Here is a 12,715-nt window from a genome sequence, read left to right as displayed (position 1 = left end):
GAGCTTCCGAGGAAGTATCGTCGTCGGGCCAGACAACGATGTCAATGGGTCGTCCTACTGCAGAACGTCGACAATCTGCTCGAGCTGCGCTGGCGTCAGCGGTCCGTACTGCACCGCGCCGGCGTTCTCCTCCACCTGCGCAACCGTCTTGAACCCCGGAATCGGCACGAACGCCTCGCTGCGCGCCCACAACCACGCCAGCGCACCCTGCGCGAGCGTCCGCCCGTCGGAGGTGAGCACGTCACGGATCGCATCCAGCCGGCGCAGCGACTCGGCCTGGTCGCCGGTCCGGAAGTTCCAGCCGTGCCGTACGTCATCCTCGGGCAGGCTGCTGTCCTGGTCGAACTTCCCGGTCAGCAAGCCCATCCCGAGCGGACCGCGGACGATGCTCGCCAACCCGCGCTCCTCACACAGAGCGAGCACGTCGGCGTTGCCACCGAACACGTTGAAGTGCTGCTGGATCGCCTTGCAGTTCGGGCTCTTCGCGAACAGGGCCGCCCGTTCCGGGTCGTCGGTGCTCCACCCGATCGCCCGAACCTTGCCCGCGGCAACCAGTTCCTCGAAGACCGCCAGCACCTCCTCCGCCTTCGCCAGGTCGTACCCGCCGAGGTGGAACTGGTACAGATCGATCCGGTCGGTGTTCAGCCGCCGCAGCGACTCGTCACACGCCCAGCGGATGTAGTCCGGGTCACCGTTCTCCCCCGGCGCTTCCCGGGTTTCCTCGACGTACGTGTAACCGGCCTTCGACGCGATCACGATCTCGTCGCGAACGTCCCCGAGCGCCTCGGCGATCAACTTCTCGCTGTGCCCGCAGCCGTACACGTCAGCAGTGTCGAAGAACGTGACGCCCAGGTCGTAGGCGCGGCGCAGCGCACGCTTCGACTCGTCGTCGTCGATCACACCCCAGCCCACCGGACTCCCCTGCCGAGCATGCGGCCCACCGATCGCCCAGCACCCCATTCCGAGCGCGCTGACCTCCGACCCACCGACACCCAGCGAACGCTTCGTCATCTCGACCTCCAGAACGGGAACGTTTCCAGCATGGTCGTCGCTGGACCCGACCCTGTCCAACAACCATCCCTACTGACCCCAACAACTCCAGCCAATGAGTCACCCCGAGACCCTGCAGGCAGCGCGAAACGGGGAGACGGGAGCGGGAGGCAGGAGCGGGAGGGTGGGAGCGGGAGGGTGGGAGCGGGCGGGTGGGAGCGGGCGGGTGGGAGCGGGCGGGTGGGAGCGGGAGATCGGAGTGCGGTGGTCGGTGCCGTACTTCGGTGGTCAGACGCCGGTTCGGGCTTCTACGCGGCCGTCGCGGACTGCTGCGGCGAAGGTCGTGTGATCGGCCTCGTTCTGGTCGGCATAGGTAGTGGCGAAGGCAGTGATCGCCTGGTCGAAGCGATTCGACTTGCCCAGGTAGGCCGCCAGCGCGAAGCGATCGCCTGATCGGGCGTGCGCCCGCGCGAGGGTCCAGCCGCACAACCGTGCGTACAGACCCATCGCCTCGGGATTGAGGGTTTCGATGTCCGCCGACACCTTCCAGTCGCGCAACTGGCGGACGTAGTAATCCTGCTCCCCGTCGGCAGCGTCCGCGCGCAGCCAGCCGAGGAAGATGTCGCTGGCCGCCTGCATCAGGCGCTGCCCCACGACCACGCGCTCCCCCTGGTTGACGTGCGCGGATGGACGGACGTGCGCCGACGGATGGACGTACGTCGACAGTACGGACGGCCCGGCCTGCTTGGCCTGCAGGAGCAACGCTTCGTCGGCGACCGTCGACTCGAGCAGCATGATCCAGGCGCGGGTGCCGACACTGCCGACTCCGACGACCTTGTGCGCGATGTCGGTCAGCCGGAAGTTGTCGAGCAGATGCCGGCGATCCTGCTCCAGCGTGCCGCGGTACCCCTTCATCAGGTCCTGGAGCCGCCCGAGCACGGCCGATCCGTCGATGTCGGTGAGCTGATCCATGGGGACCACCAACGGTGGGTTCGCGACGATCCGGCGACGGTCGCCGTCGACCGCGGTGAGTTTGCCGATCGCCTGCATGCTGTTGCGGGTGTACGCCTTCGCCAGCTTGCCCTCGGCGGCCTTCAGTTCCTTGCGCTGCCGGGTACCGGACGACAGCGTCGCCTTGTACCGCTTGACCAGGTCCTCGATGTCCAGCCGGGCGTACCAGACCGCGAGGATCGGCCGGCCGGCGAACTCGCGGATCGCCTCGCGGTAGCTGCGCGCAACGGTCTCCACGACCGCGCGGCACTGCTTCGCCTTGAATCCGTTGTCGCGGCCGGCCACCACGAAGCTCGCCGCGAGCCGTTTGACGTCCCACTCGAACGACCCCGGCAGCGTCTCGTCGAAGTCGTTGATGTCGAACACGAGCCTGCGATCCGGAGACGCGTACGCGCCGAAGTTCGACAGGTGCGCATCGCCGCACAACTGAACCTCGAGACCCGTCGGTGTCGTCGCGGCGAGGTCGGCCGCCATCACTACTGCGGCGCCGCGGTAGAAGGTGAACGGTGAGACGAGCATCCGACCGTTCCGGATCGGGACCAGCGAAGGAACCCGCCCCTCGGCCTGGGTGCGCAGCAGACCGACCGGGTCGCGGGACGCGCTCAGCCGGACCTCGGCCTGCGCTTCGAGTGGCACCTTCTTGCGCGCGGCCTTCCCCCGCGCCGCGCGTTGCTCCGCGCTGAACTGCTCGCCGGCGGGTCGGTCTGCCATCTCCTCAGAGTCGCCCACCCGGCCCCGATCCGCCAGCACCGCCACGACCACGTCGCGAGACGCTCAAAGTAGACTAAATGAATAGACTTACTGTTCAGGGTATGACTTTGCTCTGGTACATCCCGAACCAGGTCGACCCCGGCCATCGCGGGGACGACGCCGTCCAGGGACACAACAGCATCGAGCGGCTGACCGAGCTGGCCCGGCTCACCGAGGACCACGGGTGGTCCGGCGCGCTGCTCGGCACCGGCTGGGGGCGACCCGACACCTTCACGGTCGCGACCGCACTCGCCGCGCGGACGACGACGTTCCAGCCGCTGGCCGCGATCCGCCCCGGGTACTGGCATCCCGCGCACTTCGCGTCCGCAGCGAGCACCCTCGACCAGCTCAGTGGCGGGCGGCTGCTGATCAACATCGTCTCCGGTCAGGACAACCTCGCTGCGTACGGCGACAGTGAGGGCGACCAGCCGCAGCGCTACGCCCGTACGAAGGAGTTCCTCCAGCTGGTACGGCGACTGTGGACCGAGGAGGACGTGACGTACGACGGCGAGTACTTCTCCGTCACGGGATCCACCGTCGCCACACGACCCGTTGCGCGAGAGGGTCGTCCGCATCCCAAGCTGTACTTCGGTGGCGCGTCGGACGCCGCCCAACGCGTGGCGGCGACGGATGCCGACGTACAGCTGTTCTGGGGTGAGCCGTTGGACGGGGTCGCCGCGCGGATCGCTCGACTGCGGGAGCTCGAGGAGGAGCTGGGGCGCGCGCATCCGCCACTGGAGTTCGGGTTGCGGATCACGACGCTCGTCCGCGACACGACCGAGCAGGCGTGGGCCGACGCGGAAGCGAAGGTCGCGGAGATGGCCGAGAAGCACGGCTCGCGGGACCAGCGCTGGTTCAAAGCTGTCGGTCAGCAACGTCTCCTCGACCTGGCCGAACGCGGCGAGGTCCTCGACGACAACCTCTACACCGCTCCCGGCAAGTACGGCGGTGGCGGCGCCGGCACCACCTGGCTCGTCGGCTCCCCCGCCGATGTCGCCAAGTCGCTGCACCGCTACCGCGATCTGGGCATCACGCACTTCATCCTGTCCGACACCCCGTACCGGGAAGAAACCGTCCGCGTCGGCGACCAGCTTCTCCCCCTGCTGACCTGAGATCTATGCGAATCGCATACAATCGCTCCCATGGATCTCGAGGGAGCGATCAATCGCTGGCACCAGCGCGTGAACGAGGGCGACCCGGCGGCGGTCGCGGAGGTGGTGACTGATCCGGTGGTGGTGCTCGGGCCGAAGGGTGCGGGACCGATCAAGCCGGCCGGGTTCGCCGACTGGGTCGACCGGTCACGGATCAGGTTGGTGCCGCGGTCGTGGCATCCGGTCAGCGAGCGGTTGATGGTGGTCGAGGAGGACGCGAGCTGGCCGGAGAGCACGGAGCCGACGCGGGTGGCGACGGTCTTCCGGGTGACCGGCGACAAGGTTTCCGCGGCGCTCCGGCTGCCGGATCTCCAGCAGGCGCTGGAGCTCGCGTACATCTGCCGCGAGCTGGCCGCGACCGAATGAGCGCGGGACCGGGGCAGGTGTTGTTCGAGTTCGTACGGCACTGGTCGCGACGTACCGCGCCCGACGTTGCCGAGCAGGGGCGTTTGGTGATGGTGGTCGAGTCGGTGCATGCCGTCAGCGGGCGGCGGGCCGCGACGGTCAACGCGGTCGCGCACGAGATCGGGATCGACCAGAGCGGTGCGTCGCGATTGGTGAAGGAGGCGGCGGCCGCCGGCTACCTGGTACTGCGCGCCGCGGACGGCGACGCACGACGCCGCGAGGTCGACGTGACGCAGGCAGGACACGAGCTGCTCGAACAAGCCCACGCCTGGCAGGAAGAAGTCTTCGCACAACTCACCACAGGCTGGAGCGAACGTCGCCGCACCCAGTTCCGCAGGGACCTGCTGAGCCTGCTCGAACGCTCGCACCCCTCGGCCTGATTGGATGTGATCAGTGCTTGACCCACGCCCTAGCGTGATCGGTTGATTACCGAGCGCCAGCGGTGGGTATGTGGCGCTGTGAAGCATGTGAGGAGCCCTGTGAGGAGCACTGAATGGTCGAATATCTGCCCCGGTCCGCGTGGAACGCGCGACCGCCGAACTCCGGGCCGGGCAACCTGACGCCGTCCCGGGTCCAGGGTGCGGTCATCCATTGGCCGGGCACCGGATCGACGAAGGTCATCCACACCAAGGCCGCGGTCGCGTCCGCGTTGCGCGGCTGGCAGGACTACCACATGGACACCCGTGGCTGGTCGGACATCGCGTACCAGATCGCGGTCGACCAGTCCGGCCGGGCGTGGACCCTGCGTGGCCTGCGGACCCAGTCCGGCGCGAACGGCGACGCCGACGTGAACGAACGGTACGGCGCGATCCTGCTCGTCCTGGTCACCGGCGAGCAACCGTCCGCCGCGATGAAGGCGACAACCCGCGCGGTGATCGCCGACTTCCGCAAACTCTTCCCCCGCGGTACGGCGATCCGGCCGCACTCCGCGGTCCGCCCGGAGCCCACCGACTGCCCCGGCGACCCCGCCCGCGCCGCGATCACCCGCGGCGAATTCACCCCCGGCCACCCTGGCAATTCGGAGGACGACGACATGACCCCGGCCCAGATGCAGGAACTGAAAAACTTTATCGAGGCCCGCTCGCAGGCCTATGCCCTCTGGGTGCACAAGCAGCTGCGCCGCGACCTGACCGCGGTCGCGAAGGCGTACGCGCTCGACATCAAGAACTACGAGCGCCAGACCGACGCCGCCGATGCCGCCCGTGCGGCCGCCGCGGTGTGGGCGGCCGCGCCGAAGAACCTGCAGGCCGACGGTGCTGCCCAGGCGACTCCGGAGGCTCCGGCCGCTCCGGACCCGAACGCCGACCCGCAGCTCGAGAACCACGACCTCGACCCGTTCCCGCCCATCGACACCACCCCCGACGCAGCACCCGACGCAACGCCCGACGCAGCACCTGAAGCAGCACCTGAAGCAGCTGCTGACGCCGTCAAATAAGCACCCTCCGACCAGGTCCCGCCGGATTGTCGGCGGGACCTGATTGGGTGTCGGGGTGGATCTCAAGAGACTGCAGGAACGGCTGGAGAAGATCTCCGTCGGGTACGGCGAGCACCTGGGCTTCGAGCGCGATCCGGACTGGTTCCTGCTCAAACTCCAGGAGGAGGTCGGCGAGCTCACCCAGGCGTACCTCCAGCACACCGGCCGGGCGCGCGCCAAGGGCGCGAGCGCGGAGCAGATCCGCGACACGTTCCACCAGGAGTTCGCCGACGTGCTCTGTCAGCTGCTCCTGTTCGCGAAGCAGCACGACGTCGATCTCCCGGCCGAGATCGACAACAAGTGGCTGGTCTACGAAGCCTGACGCGGCGCGCGGGCGTTCAGCACGAGGGCGGCGGTCAGCGCGATCGTGACCACCGCGTCGGCCGCCAGGCTGAGCCCGATCGGGGCCTGGAAGAACGTGTCCAGCACCACGACGACGGCGTACCCGATCGGCCAGGTCAGGGTGCCGATCAGCTTCCAGAGCGTGGTCCAGCGGTTCGACGCCCAGAGCATCCCGAGGCCGATCACCCAGCCGGCCACGGCCACGATCACGCTGAACCCCAGCAGGTACGGTGCCACCAGCAGCAGCCCGACCGCGACGAAGTCCTGCGGGCGCAGCCGCGGCGGCACCTCGACCTGCACGAGGCCGTCGGTGGCGGCCGCAACGATCTCGCTCGGCCGGCCGAGCCGCTGCAGCACCTCACGGACCTCGTCCTCGGACGTCGCGCCACCGGCGCGCGCCTCGGCGATGTGCGCCTTCATGTCGGCGAGCAACTCGTCCCGCCGACCGGCCGGCAGCACCTCGGCCTCGGTGGCCAGCTCGTTCAGGTACGCGTCGACCAAGCGGTCGCTGTCCAGCTCCACGTTCATCCCCGTCTCCCGCTCTGCAAGATTTTGTCGACCGAGGCGCAGAACCGTTGCCAGTCCGCGGTGAACGCGGCCAGTGCTTGGCTGCCCTCGGGGGTTGATGTGTAGTAGCGCCGGGGCGGACCCGACTCCGACTCCTGCCAGGTCGTCTCCACCAGACCTTCGCGCCGCAGGCGCGCGAGCAGTGGGTAGATCGTGCCTTCGGTGGTGACCAGTCCGTCGACCTCACCCAGCGCCTTGACCAACTCGAAACCGTACCGGGGCTCTCCCTGCAACAGCGCGAGGACGCAGAACTCCAGCGTCCCGCGGCGCAGCTGGGTGAACACCTTCTCGGCTACCATGCGAGACAAGGTACCTGTCCGCGCCAAGATCCGGCAAGGAAGGCTGAGTCGTCAGGCGATCAGGCAGTCAGGCGGTCTTCGGGCGGACGCTGAACATCAGGACCAGGACGACCGCCGGGATCACGATGACCCAGAGGTTGCTCAGGTTGAGCAGCACCGGCGCGAGGCAGAGCACGAGCAGGTCGAACCCGCGGGCCGGCTGCGAGAACAGGCCGGGCGGGATCGCCCCCATCGGCGACGTGACCAGCGGTCCGGCGTACGACGGTGGGCGCGCGGACGCCTGCCGGGTCGTACCGCAGATGATGCCCACGGCAACGGCGAAGCTGGCCGCCGCGCTGCCGATCGCCGGGTACGCGCAGGCCGCCCAGATGGCCGTGATCGCGCCCGGAACGACCGCCATCACGACCCGGAGGTCGCGCAGGTCCCAGCCGAGCGCGCGCACCAGTCCGATCGACCGGCATGCCGTCCGCAGCCCGTCGAGCAGCGGCCGGACGGCGATGAAGCCGGCGATCGCGGCAGCCACCGGTACGAGGACGTGGAAGCCGGCGCCGTGCACGGCGTACGGGACAACCAGCAACCCGAACGCGACCGCGAGCCGCCGGGGCCAGCGCAGGATCCGGCGGAACTCCCGCTGCACGATCGCAGCCCCGTTCGCGCCGCGCCCGCGATGGGAACGAACCCGCCCCTTCAACCGCCAGTGCCGCCCGGCGATCACGTCACCGAGCATGCTGATGTCGAGACTGCTCGCCGCCCCCGCAAGCCCCGCCAGCAACTCCCCGCCGGCTATAACACTGATCCGCCCCAGCCGATCAAGCGTCCGGGCCAGGACCAGAACGAGTGCCACACACACAACAACAGCAACCAGCGCGAGCAGAAGAACGGGACCGCGGCCACCGCTTGCCTGCGGATCGTCGAAGGTCAGGATGGTCAACGTCTCGTCGGCCACCGGTCCCGAGGTCGGCCGGAACGCCAGAATGATCGCGGGTACGACGGCAGCGGCCAGCAGCACGTCGGCGACTCGCAGGGTCCACCAAGCCCGTCGCTCCGTCTGCTGTGCCCACACCGTGGCGACGGCCACGCACACCAGCAAAGCCCCGATCAGTACGGCCGCCAAAAAGACGTCACCGAGGCTCGCTCCGAGCAGAGCCCAGATGACTGCGCCGACCACGACGCCGACGGCCGCGACCGCACCGATCACCAGGCGGTACGCCGGCCGCAGCAGCGACGAGCGACTGACCGGCGTGGCGAGCAGCCAGAAGCCGGTGGCGCGCGACGCCGACACCGGACCGACCGCCAGCAGCATCCGGAGTGTGGTTGCCAGCAGCAACGGTATGACGATCCACGGGATCCACGACGTCAACTGGTCGCAGGTCGCCGACGTACAGCCGGAGGCATTCGAGTTCAGGTGCCGTACGACGTTGCCACCGGTCGCGCCGACCATGGCGAGCGTGAACAGGACCAGGTACACGTCCTCGAAGATCTCCCCGAACGACCGGTCCGCATGCTTGCGCCGGGTCGTCCGCATCCACTGCCGCAACGACCGCGACGACGGGATCGCCCCGAAGTCGGCCGGGTCGAACCGCACCGGCTCGTCGGCGGCGGTCATGGCAGCGGGGTGAGCGTGACGACGGAGTCGGCCACCGTCTCGACCAGGCTCGGATCGTGGCTGGCGAACAGGATCGCCGTACCGGACTTCTTCTCCTCGGCCAGCCGGTTCGACAGCCACTCGACACCGCCGGTGTCGAGGCGCGCCTCAGGCTCGTCGAGCACCATCAGCTTGCGTGGGCGCACCAGGGTGGTGGCCAGCGCGAGCCGCCGGCGCTGACCGGACGACAGCGAACCGGGCAACTGGTCGGCCGCCGGGAGCAGACCGATGTCGTCCAGGATCGTGTCGACCAGATCCTCCGGCTCGGCGTTCCCGTGCGCGCGGGCGAGCAGGTCGAGGTGCTCGGCCGCGGTCAGGTCCGGGAAGAAGTCCAGGTCGTCGAGCAGCGTGGCGACGTCCCGGCGGACCACCTCGGCCCGCTCGTCGATCGGCTGCCCGTCGAGCAGGATCTTCCCCGCCGCCGGCTCGGCCGCGCCGACGATGCACTTCAGCACGGTCGTCTTGCCGGCACCGTTCGGCCCGACCAGCGCGATCGCCTTCCCGGCGGCGAGGGTGAAGTTCAGCCCCTCGATCACCGGCCGGTCGCCGTACTTGTGCTGCAGTCCCGCCACCGACAGCCGGGGCGCCGCCTTCTTGCTCACTTCTTGCGGACCAGTGTCAGCCCGTCGCCGATGCCGAGCATCACCACGTCCACGCGGTCGTCCTCGGCGACGTGCGCGTTGAACTCCTTGCGATCCGCCGGGCCGTCCGCGTCCACCACCCGTCCACCGGCCAGGGTGTTGTCGAACAGCAGCAGGCCGTTCGGCCGGATCAGCGGCAGTACGGTCTCGAAGTACTTGATGTACCAGTCCTTGTCGGCGTCCACGAACGCGAGGTCGAACGAGCCGTCGAGCTTCGCCGCGGACTCGTGCGCGTCGCCGATCCGCAGGTCGATCCGGCCCGCGACCCCGGCCCGCTCCCAGTACGGGCGGCCGATCGAGGTCCACTCGTCGGAGACGTCCAGGCAGATCAGCTCGCCGTCGCCGGGCAGCCCGCGCGCGATCGCCAGCGCGGAGAACCCGGTGAAGGTGCCGATCTCGACCGCGCGGCGGGCGCCGATCAGGCGGGTCAGCGTGGTCAGCAGACCGGCCTGGTCGGCCGTGGTCAGCATCCCCGCGGGGCTGCCGAGCTTCTCGGTCTCGGCGCGCAACTCGGTCGCGATCTCGTCCAGCGGCATCCCGTGGGCGAGCATGTAGGCGTGCAGTTGTTCGGTCACCGGTACCTGATGGCCCATGGGAGTTCCGCCCTCCTTGTATTAGATCGTTCGCCTGTAGTCTCTATTGGCTGCTGAAACGCCGTTCATCCACCCCACCCGAGGAGCCCACCGTATGCGCATCGCCGTCGCCGGATCGATCGCGACCGACATCCTGATGACGTTCCCCGGCCGGTTCAAGGACCAGTTCCTCGAAGAGCAGATGCACAAGGTGTCACTGTCCTTCCTGGTCGACGAGCTGGTCGTGCACCGCGGCGGCGTCGGCGCGAACATCTGCTACGGGATGGCCCAGCTCGGGTTCGGTTCGCTGCTCGTCGGCTCGGTCGGCGCCGACTTCGCCGAGTACGGCGCGGCGCTGACGGCGGCCGGCGTCGACGTGTCGCAGGTCCGGATCTGCGAGAACGTACACACCGCGCGGTTCACCTGTACGACGGACCTGGACGCGAACCAGATCGCCTCGTTCTACACCGGCGCGATGGCCGAGGCGCGGGAGCTCGATCTGGGCGCGATCCACGAGGCGACAGGCGGCGTAGACCTGGTGCTGATCGGGGCCGACGACCCGGACGCGATGCTCAAGCACACCGAGCTGGCCAAGCAGCACGGCATCGCGGTCGCCGCCGACCCGTCACAGCAGCTGGCACGGATGGAGGGTGACAGCATTCGCAAGCTGATCGACGGCGCGGCATACCTGTTCAGCAACGAATACGAGGCCGGCCTGATGGTGCAGAAGACCGGCTGGAGCCACGACGAGATCCTGGAACGGGTCGGCGTACGAATCACGACGCACGGCGGCGACGGCGTGGTCATCGAGAACACGAGCGGAATCCTCGCGAAGGTGCCGGCAGTGCCCGCACCGGGCCTGGTGGACCCGACCGGCGGCGGCGACGCGTTCCGGGCGGGCTACCTCACCGGCCGCGCTGCCGGCCTCGACCATGAGCCCGCCGCGCACCTCGGCTGCACGCTGGCCACCACGGTCCTGGAGACGGTCGGCACGCAGGAGTACACCCTCGACCACCCCACGTTCATCGACCGCCTGACCACCGCGTACGGCGCCGACGCCGCCACCACCGCCAAGCAGGCCCTGAAGACGGCCTAACCCAGACGGGCCAGGGCGCCCGTCTGCGCGAGCAACGCGAAGCGGTCCGGATTGCCCCAGTGCTCGACGATCCGGCCGTCGACCACGCGTGCCACCTCGAACAGCGCGATGTCGATCTCGGCATTGCTCGGCGGACCGAAGAACGAGCCGGTCGCGGTGCCGCGCGCCCGCCCGCGGGCCCACACCATGTCGCCCGCCACGACCGAGTCCTCCAGCGTGTAGGCGATGTCCGGCATCAGCTCGTGCACCTGCCGGATCGCCGCCTTCACCTGCGCCCGCGCCTGCGCGCCCTGCCCGGCGACGCCGAACTGGTGCTCGACCAGGTCAGGCGCACAGACCTCGTCGACGATCGCCTCGTTCCCGGTCGCGAACCCGTCGTGCAGGATCCGCTCCAGGACCTCCAATGGTCCTCCCATGACTCCCCCTTTGGTCTGCACTAACAGTGCACTCGATTCAGTATCACTGCACTCAACACAGTGATAGTGTGCCGCCATGCCCGAGGCTGTCAAGACCTACCGGCAGGTGCAGGCGGAGGAGACTCGGCTGCGGATCGCCCGCGCCGCACGCCGGCTGTTCGCCGCGCAGGGGTACGGCGCCACGAGCATCGACGCGATCGCCAAGGACGCCGGTGTCGCGACCCGGACCGTCTACTCCGCGTTCGGCACCAAGCGCGAGATCCTTTCGCTGATCTGCGACCAGTGGCTGCAGGAGGCCGGCGCGATCGAGCGGTCCCAGCAGGTGTTCGCGATCGCCGATCCGGCCGAGCGGCTCAGCGGTGCGGCCGGCTGGCTCACGAACCTGTACGCGGCCGGCTTCGACGTCGTACTGATCTTCGAGGCCGCGACCGACGAGAGCCCCGAGACCCGGGCGCTGCTCCGCTCGAAGCTTGCCGGACGCAACGAGGTGATGGATGCGATGATCGCCTCGCTGGACGGCGCGCTGCGGATTCCGCTCGAGCAGGCGCAGGCCATCTACCGCGCGCTGGCGGCTCCGGGTGTCTATCAGGAGCTGGTCGACTCCTCCGGCTGGACGCCGCAGGAGTTCGAGACGTTCGTCGCCGACTCACTCCACCGTCAGCTGCTCTGAGCGCGGGCCCACAGGCCGCGGACGTGGCCGATGTGGCGGCGCATCAGTTGTTCGGCGCCTTCGCCGTCGCCGGCCTCGACGAGATCGAGCAGCTCGTGGTGCTCGGTGGCGGACGGGACCAGGCGGCCGCTCTCCACCAGCGGCGTCAGCCCGAGCAGGCGCGTCTGCGACCGCAGGTCCGAGACGACGTCGACGAGCTTCTGGTTGCCGGAGTACGCAAGCAGGGTGACGTGGAAGACCCGGTCGGCCTCGATGTACGCGATCAGGTCGCCGGCCTCGGCCGCCACCACGATGTCCTCGGCGAGCCGCCGCAGCCGCGGATAGTCCGCTGCCGGGATCGTCGCCACGACGTCCCGGATCGTCGGCGGCTCGATCAGCTGCCGGACGGCGGCCACCTCGTCGAGGTCCGCGTCGGACACCTCGGTGACCCGGAACCCCTTGTTCCGCAGGGAGATCACCAGGCCTTCACGGACCAGGTCGAGCATCGCCTCCCGGACCGGCGTCGCGGAGACCCCGAACCGCGCGCCGAGGGTCGGGGCCGAGTACACCTCCCCCGGCTTCAGCTCGCCGGAGATCACCGCCGCCCGGAGCGCGTTGGCGACGCTGTCGCGCAGGTTCTCGCGCTGGGCGAGCCGCCGTACGCTCGGCAGCGGCCCGATCGAATCGGCAGCCATGGGTTCACCTCC

16 protein-coding genes are annotated in these 12,715 nt (G+C 69.2%); 7 read left to right on the top strand and 9 right to left on the bottom strand.

Features of this window, described 5'->3' with window-relative positions:
* Positions 1 to 54: 54 nt before the first annotated feature.
* On the bottom strand, positions 55 to 1,011 hold the full coding sequence (locus ACGFI6_RS13855; RefSeq protein WP_393118284.1) for an aldo/keto reductase: 957 nt from the start codon (positions 1,009 to 1,011) through the stop codon (positions 55 to 57).
* 267 nt (positions 1,012 to 1,278) lie between these two features.
* Positions 1,279 to 2,712, bottom strand: a complete 1,434-nt coding sequence (locus ACGFI6_RS13850) for a DUF2252 domain-containing protein (RefSeq protein WP_393118282.1) — start codon at positions 2,710 to 2,712, stop codon at positions 1,279 to 1,281.
* Positions 2,713 to 2,813: 101 nt separating this feature from the next.
* Between ACGFI6_RS13850 and ACGFI6_RS13845 the strand changes: the two genes are divergently transcribed.
* From ACGFI6_RS13845 to ACGFI6_RS13825, 5 genes are all read left to right on the top strand, one after another.
* Complete coding sequence (locus ACGFI6_RS13845) at positions 2,814 to 3,863, top strand: LLM class flavin-dependent oxidoreductase (RefSeq protein WP_393118280.1); 1,050 nt, start codon at positions 2,814 to 2,816, stop codon at positions 3,861 to 3,863.
* Positions 3,864 to 3,893: 30 nt separating this feature from the next.
* The gene (locus ACGFI6_RS13840; RefSeq protein ID WP_393118278.1) at positions 3,894 to 4,268 is read left to right on the top strand and encodes a hypothetical protein; all 375 of its coding nucleotides are present in this window, start codon (positions 3,894 to 3,896) and stop codon (positions 4,266 to 4,268) included.
* The gene (locus tag ACGFI6_RS13835) at positions 4,265 to 4,687 is read left to right on the top strand and encodes a MarR family winged helix-turn-helix transcriptional regulator (RefSeq protein WP_393118276.1); all 423 of its coding nucleotides are present in this window, start codon (positions 4,265 to 4,267) and stop codon (positions 4,685 to 4,687) included. The genes ACGFI6_RS13840 and ACGFI6_RS13835 overlap by 4 nt, the downstream gene beginning before the upstream one ends.
* A gap of 113 nt (positions 4,688 to 4,800) precedes the next feature.
* The gene (locus ACGFI6_RS13830) at positions 4,801 to 5,742 is read left to right on the top strand and encodes a peptidoglycan recognition family protein (RefSeq protein WP_393118274.1); all 942 of its coding nucleotides are present in this window, start codon (positions 4,801 to 4,803) and stop codon (positions 5,740 to 5,742) included.
* A 55-nt stretch (positions 5,743 to 5,797) separates the two neighbouring features.
* Entirely contained in the window at positions 5,798 to 6,103 is a 306-nt protein-coding gene (locus ACGFI6_RS13825) for a pyrophosphatase (RefSeq protein ID WP_393118272.1), read from the top strand.
* Here the strand turns inward: ACGFI6_RS13825 and ACGFI6_RS13820 are convergent.
* From ACGFI6_RS13820 to ACGFI6_RS13800, 5 genes are all read right to left on the bottom strand, one after another.
* Positions 6,091 to 6,651 carry an HAAS signaling domain-containing protein gene (locus tag ACGFI6_RS13820; RefSeq protein WP_393118270.1) on the bottom strand — a complete coding sequence of 187 codons (561 nt, stop codon included), beginning with the start codon at positions 6,649 to 6,651 and terminating at the stop codon, positions 6,091 to 6,093. The genes ACGFI6_RS13825 and ACGFI6_RS13820 overlap by 13 nt on opposite strands.
* The gene (locus ACGFI6_RS13815) at positions 6,648 to 6,989 is read right to left on the bottom strand and encodes a PadR family transcriptional regulator (RefSeq protein WP_393118268.1); all 342 of its coding nucleotides are present in this window, start codon (positions 6,987 to 6,989) and stop codon (positions 6,648 to 6,650) included. The genes ACGFI6_RS13820 and ACGFI6_RS13815 overlap by 4 nt, the downstream gene beginning before the upstream one ends.
* Before the next feature lie 67 nt (positions 6,990 to 7,056).
* The gene (locus ACGFI6_RS13810) at positions 7,057 to 8,595 is read right to left on the bottom strand and encodes a DUF6297 family protein (protein ID WP_393118266.1); all 1,539 of its coding nucleotides are present in this window, start codon (positions 8,593 to 8,595) and stop codon (positions 7,057 to 7,059) included.
* Positions 8,592 to 9,236, bottom strand: coding sequence for an ATP-binding cassette domain-containing protein (locus ACGFI6_RS13805; protein ID WP_393118264.1), 645 nt, complete (start codon positions 9,234 to 9,236; stop codon positions 8,592 to 8,594). Before ACGFI6_RS13805 ends, ACGFI6_RS13810 begins: the two co-directional genes overlap by 4 nt.
* Complete coding sequence (locus tag ACGFI6_RS13800) at positions 9,233 to 9,868, bottom strand: O-methyltransferase (RefSeq protein ID WP_393118262.1); 636 nt, start codon at positions 9,866 to 9,868, stop codon at positions 9,233 to 9,235. The genes ACGFI6_RS13805 and ACGFI6_RS13800 overlap by 4 nt, the downstream gene beginning before the upstream one ends.
* Positions 9,869 to 9,962: 94 nt before the next feature.
* Here ACGFI6_RS13800 and ACGFI6_RS13795 point away from each other — a divergent pair, with 94 nt between their 5' ends.
* Positions 9,963 to 10,943, top strand: a complete 981-nt coding sequence (locus tag ACGFI6_RS13795) for a carbohydrate kinase family protein (RefSeq protein ID WP_393118260.1) — start codon at positions 9,963 to 9,965, stop codon at positions 10,941 to 10,943.
* Here ACGFI6_RS13795 and ACGFI6_RS13790 read toward each other — a convergent pair.
* Positions 10,940 to 11,359 carry an ester cyclase gene (locus tag ACGFI6_RS13790; RefSeq protein WP_393118258.1) on the bottom strand — a complete coding sequence of 140 codons (420 nt, stop codon included), beginning with the start codon at positions 11,357 to 11,359 and terminating at the stop codon, positions 10,940 to 10,942. The genes ACGFI6_RS13795 and ACGFI6_RS13790 overlap by 4 nt on opposite strands.
* 76 nt (positions 11,360 to 11,435) lie before the next feature.
* On the opposite strand from ACGFI6_RS13790, the gene ACGFI6_RS13785 reads away from it, so the two are divergent.
* Positions 11,436 to 12,029 carry a TetR/AcrR family transcriptional regulator gene (locus ACGFI6_RS13785; RefSeq protein ID WP_393118256.1) on the top strand — a complete coding sequence of 198 codons (594 nt, stop codon included), beginning with the start codon at positions 11,436 to 11,438 and terminating at the stop codon, positions 12,027 to 12,029.
* On the opposite strand, the gene ACGFI6_RS13780 is transcribed toward ACGFI6_RS13785, so the two are convergent.
* Complete coding sequence (locus ACGFI6_RS13780) at positions 12,017 to 12,703, bottom strand: GntR family transcriptional regulator (RefSeq protein WP_393118255.1); 687 nt, start codon at positions 12,701 to 12,703, stop codon at positions 12,017 to 12,019. The two genes, ACGFI6_RS13785 and ACGFI6_RS13780, sit on opposite strands and share 13 nt — an antisense overlap.
* Positions 12,704 to 12,715 lie beyond the last annotated feature (12 nt).

The sequence above is a fragment of the Kribbella sp. NPDC048928 genome (assembly GCF_043197975.1).
GTDB lineage: Bacteria > Actinomycetota > Actinomycetes > Propionibacteriales > Kribbellaceae > Kribbella.
Note: the sequence above shows the minus strand (reverse complement) of the source record. Positions and strands in the feature narration are given on the sequence as shown.

Bases quoted from the DNA above. Each gene is read 5' to 3' on its own strand.
- ACGFI6_RS13855 (WP_393118284.1), bottom strand. From the start codon at position 1,011: ATGACGAAGCGTTCGCTGGGTGTCGGTGGGTCGGAGGTCAGCGCGCTC.
- ACGFI6_RS13850 (WP_393118282.1), bottom strand. From the start codon at position 2,712: ATGGCAGACCGACCCGCCGGCGAGCAGTTCAGCGCGGAGCAACGCGCG.
- ACGFI6_RS13845 (WP_393118280.1), top strand. From the start codon at position 2,814: ATGACTTTGCTCTGGTACATCCCGAACCAGGTCGACCCCGGCCATCGC.
- ACGFI6_RS13840 (WP_393118278.1), top strand. From the start codon at position 3,894: ATGGATCTCGAGGGAGCGATCAATCGCTGGCACCAGCGCGTGAACGAG.
- ACGFI6_RS13835 (WP_393118276.1), top strand. From the start codon at position 4,265: ATGAGCGCGGGACCGGGGCAGGTGTTGTTCGAGTTCGTACGGCACTGG.
- ACGFI6_RS13830 (WP_393118274.1), top strand. From the start codon at position 4,801: ATGGTCGAATATCTGCCCCGGTCCGCGTGGAACGCGCGACCGCCGAAC.
- ACGFI6_RS13820 (WP_393118270.1), bottom strand. From the start codon at position 6,651: ATGAACGTGGAGCTGGACAGCGACCGCTTGGTCGACGCGTACCTGAAC.
- ACGFI6_RS13815 (WP_393118268.1), bottom strand. From the start codon at position 6,989: ATGGTAGCCGAGAAGGTGTTCACCCAGCTGCGCCGCGGGACGCTGGAG.
- ACGFI6_RS13810 (WP_393118266.1), bottom strand. From the start codon at position 8,595: ATGACCGCCGCCGACGAGCCGGTGCGGTTCGACCCGGCCGACTTCGGG.
- ACGFI6_RS13800 (WP_393118262.1), bottom strand. From the start codon at position 9,868: ATGGGCCATCAGGTACCGGTGACCGAACAACTGCACGCCTACATGCTC.
- ACGFI6_RS13795 (WP_393118260.1), top strand. From the start codon at position 9,963: ATGCGCATCGCCGTCGCCGGATCGATCGCGACCGACATCCTGATGACG.
- ACGFI6_RS13790 (WP_393118258.1), bottom strand. From the start codon at position 11,359: ATGGGAGGACCATTGGAGGTCCTGGAGCGGATCCTGCACGACGGGTTC.
- ACGFI6_RS13785 (WP_393118256.1), top strand. From the start codon at position 11,436: ATGCCCGAGGCTGTCAAGACCTACCGGCAGGTGCAGGCGGAGGAGACT.
- ACGFI6_RS13780 (WP_393118255.1), bottom strand. From the start codon at position 12,703: ATGGCTGCCGATTCGATCGGGCCGCTGCCGAGCGTACGGCGGCTCGCC.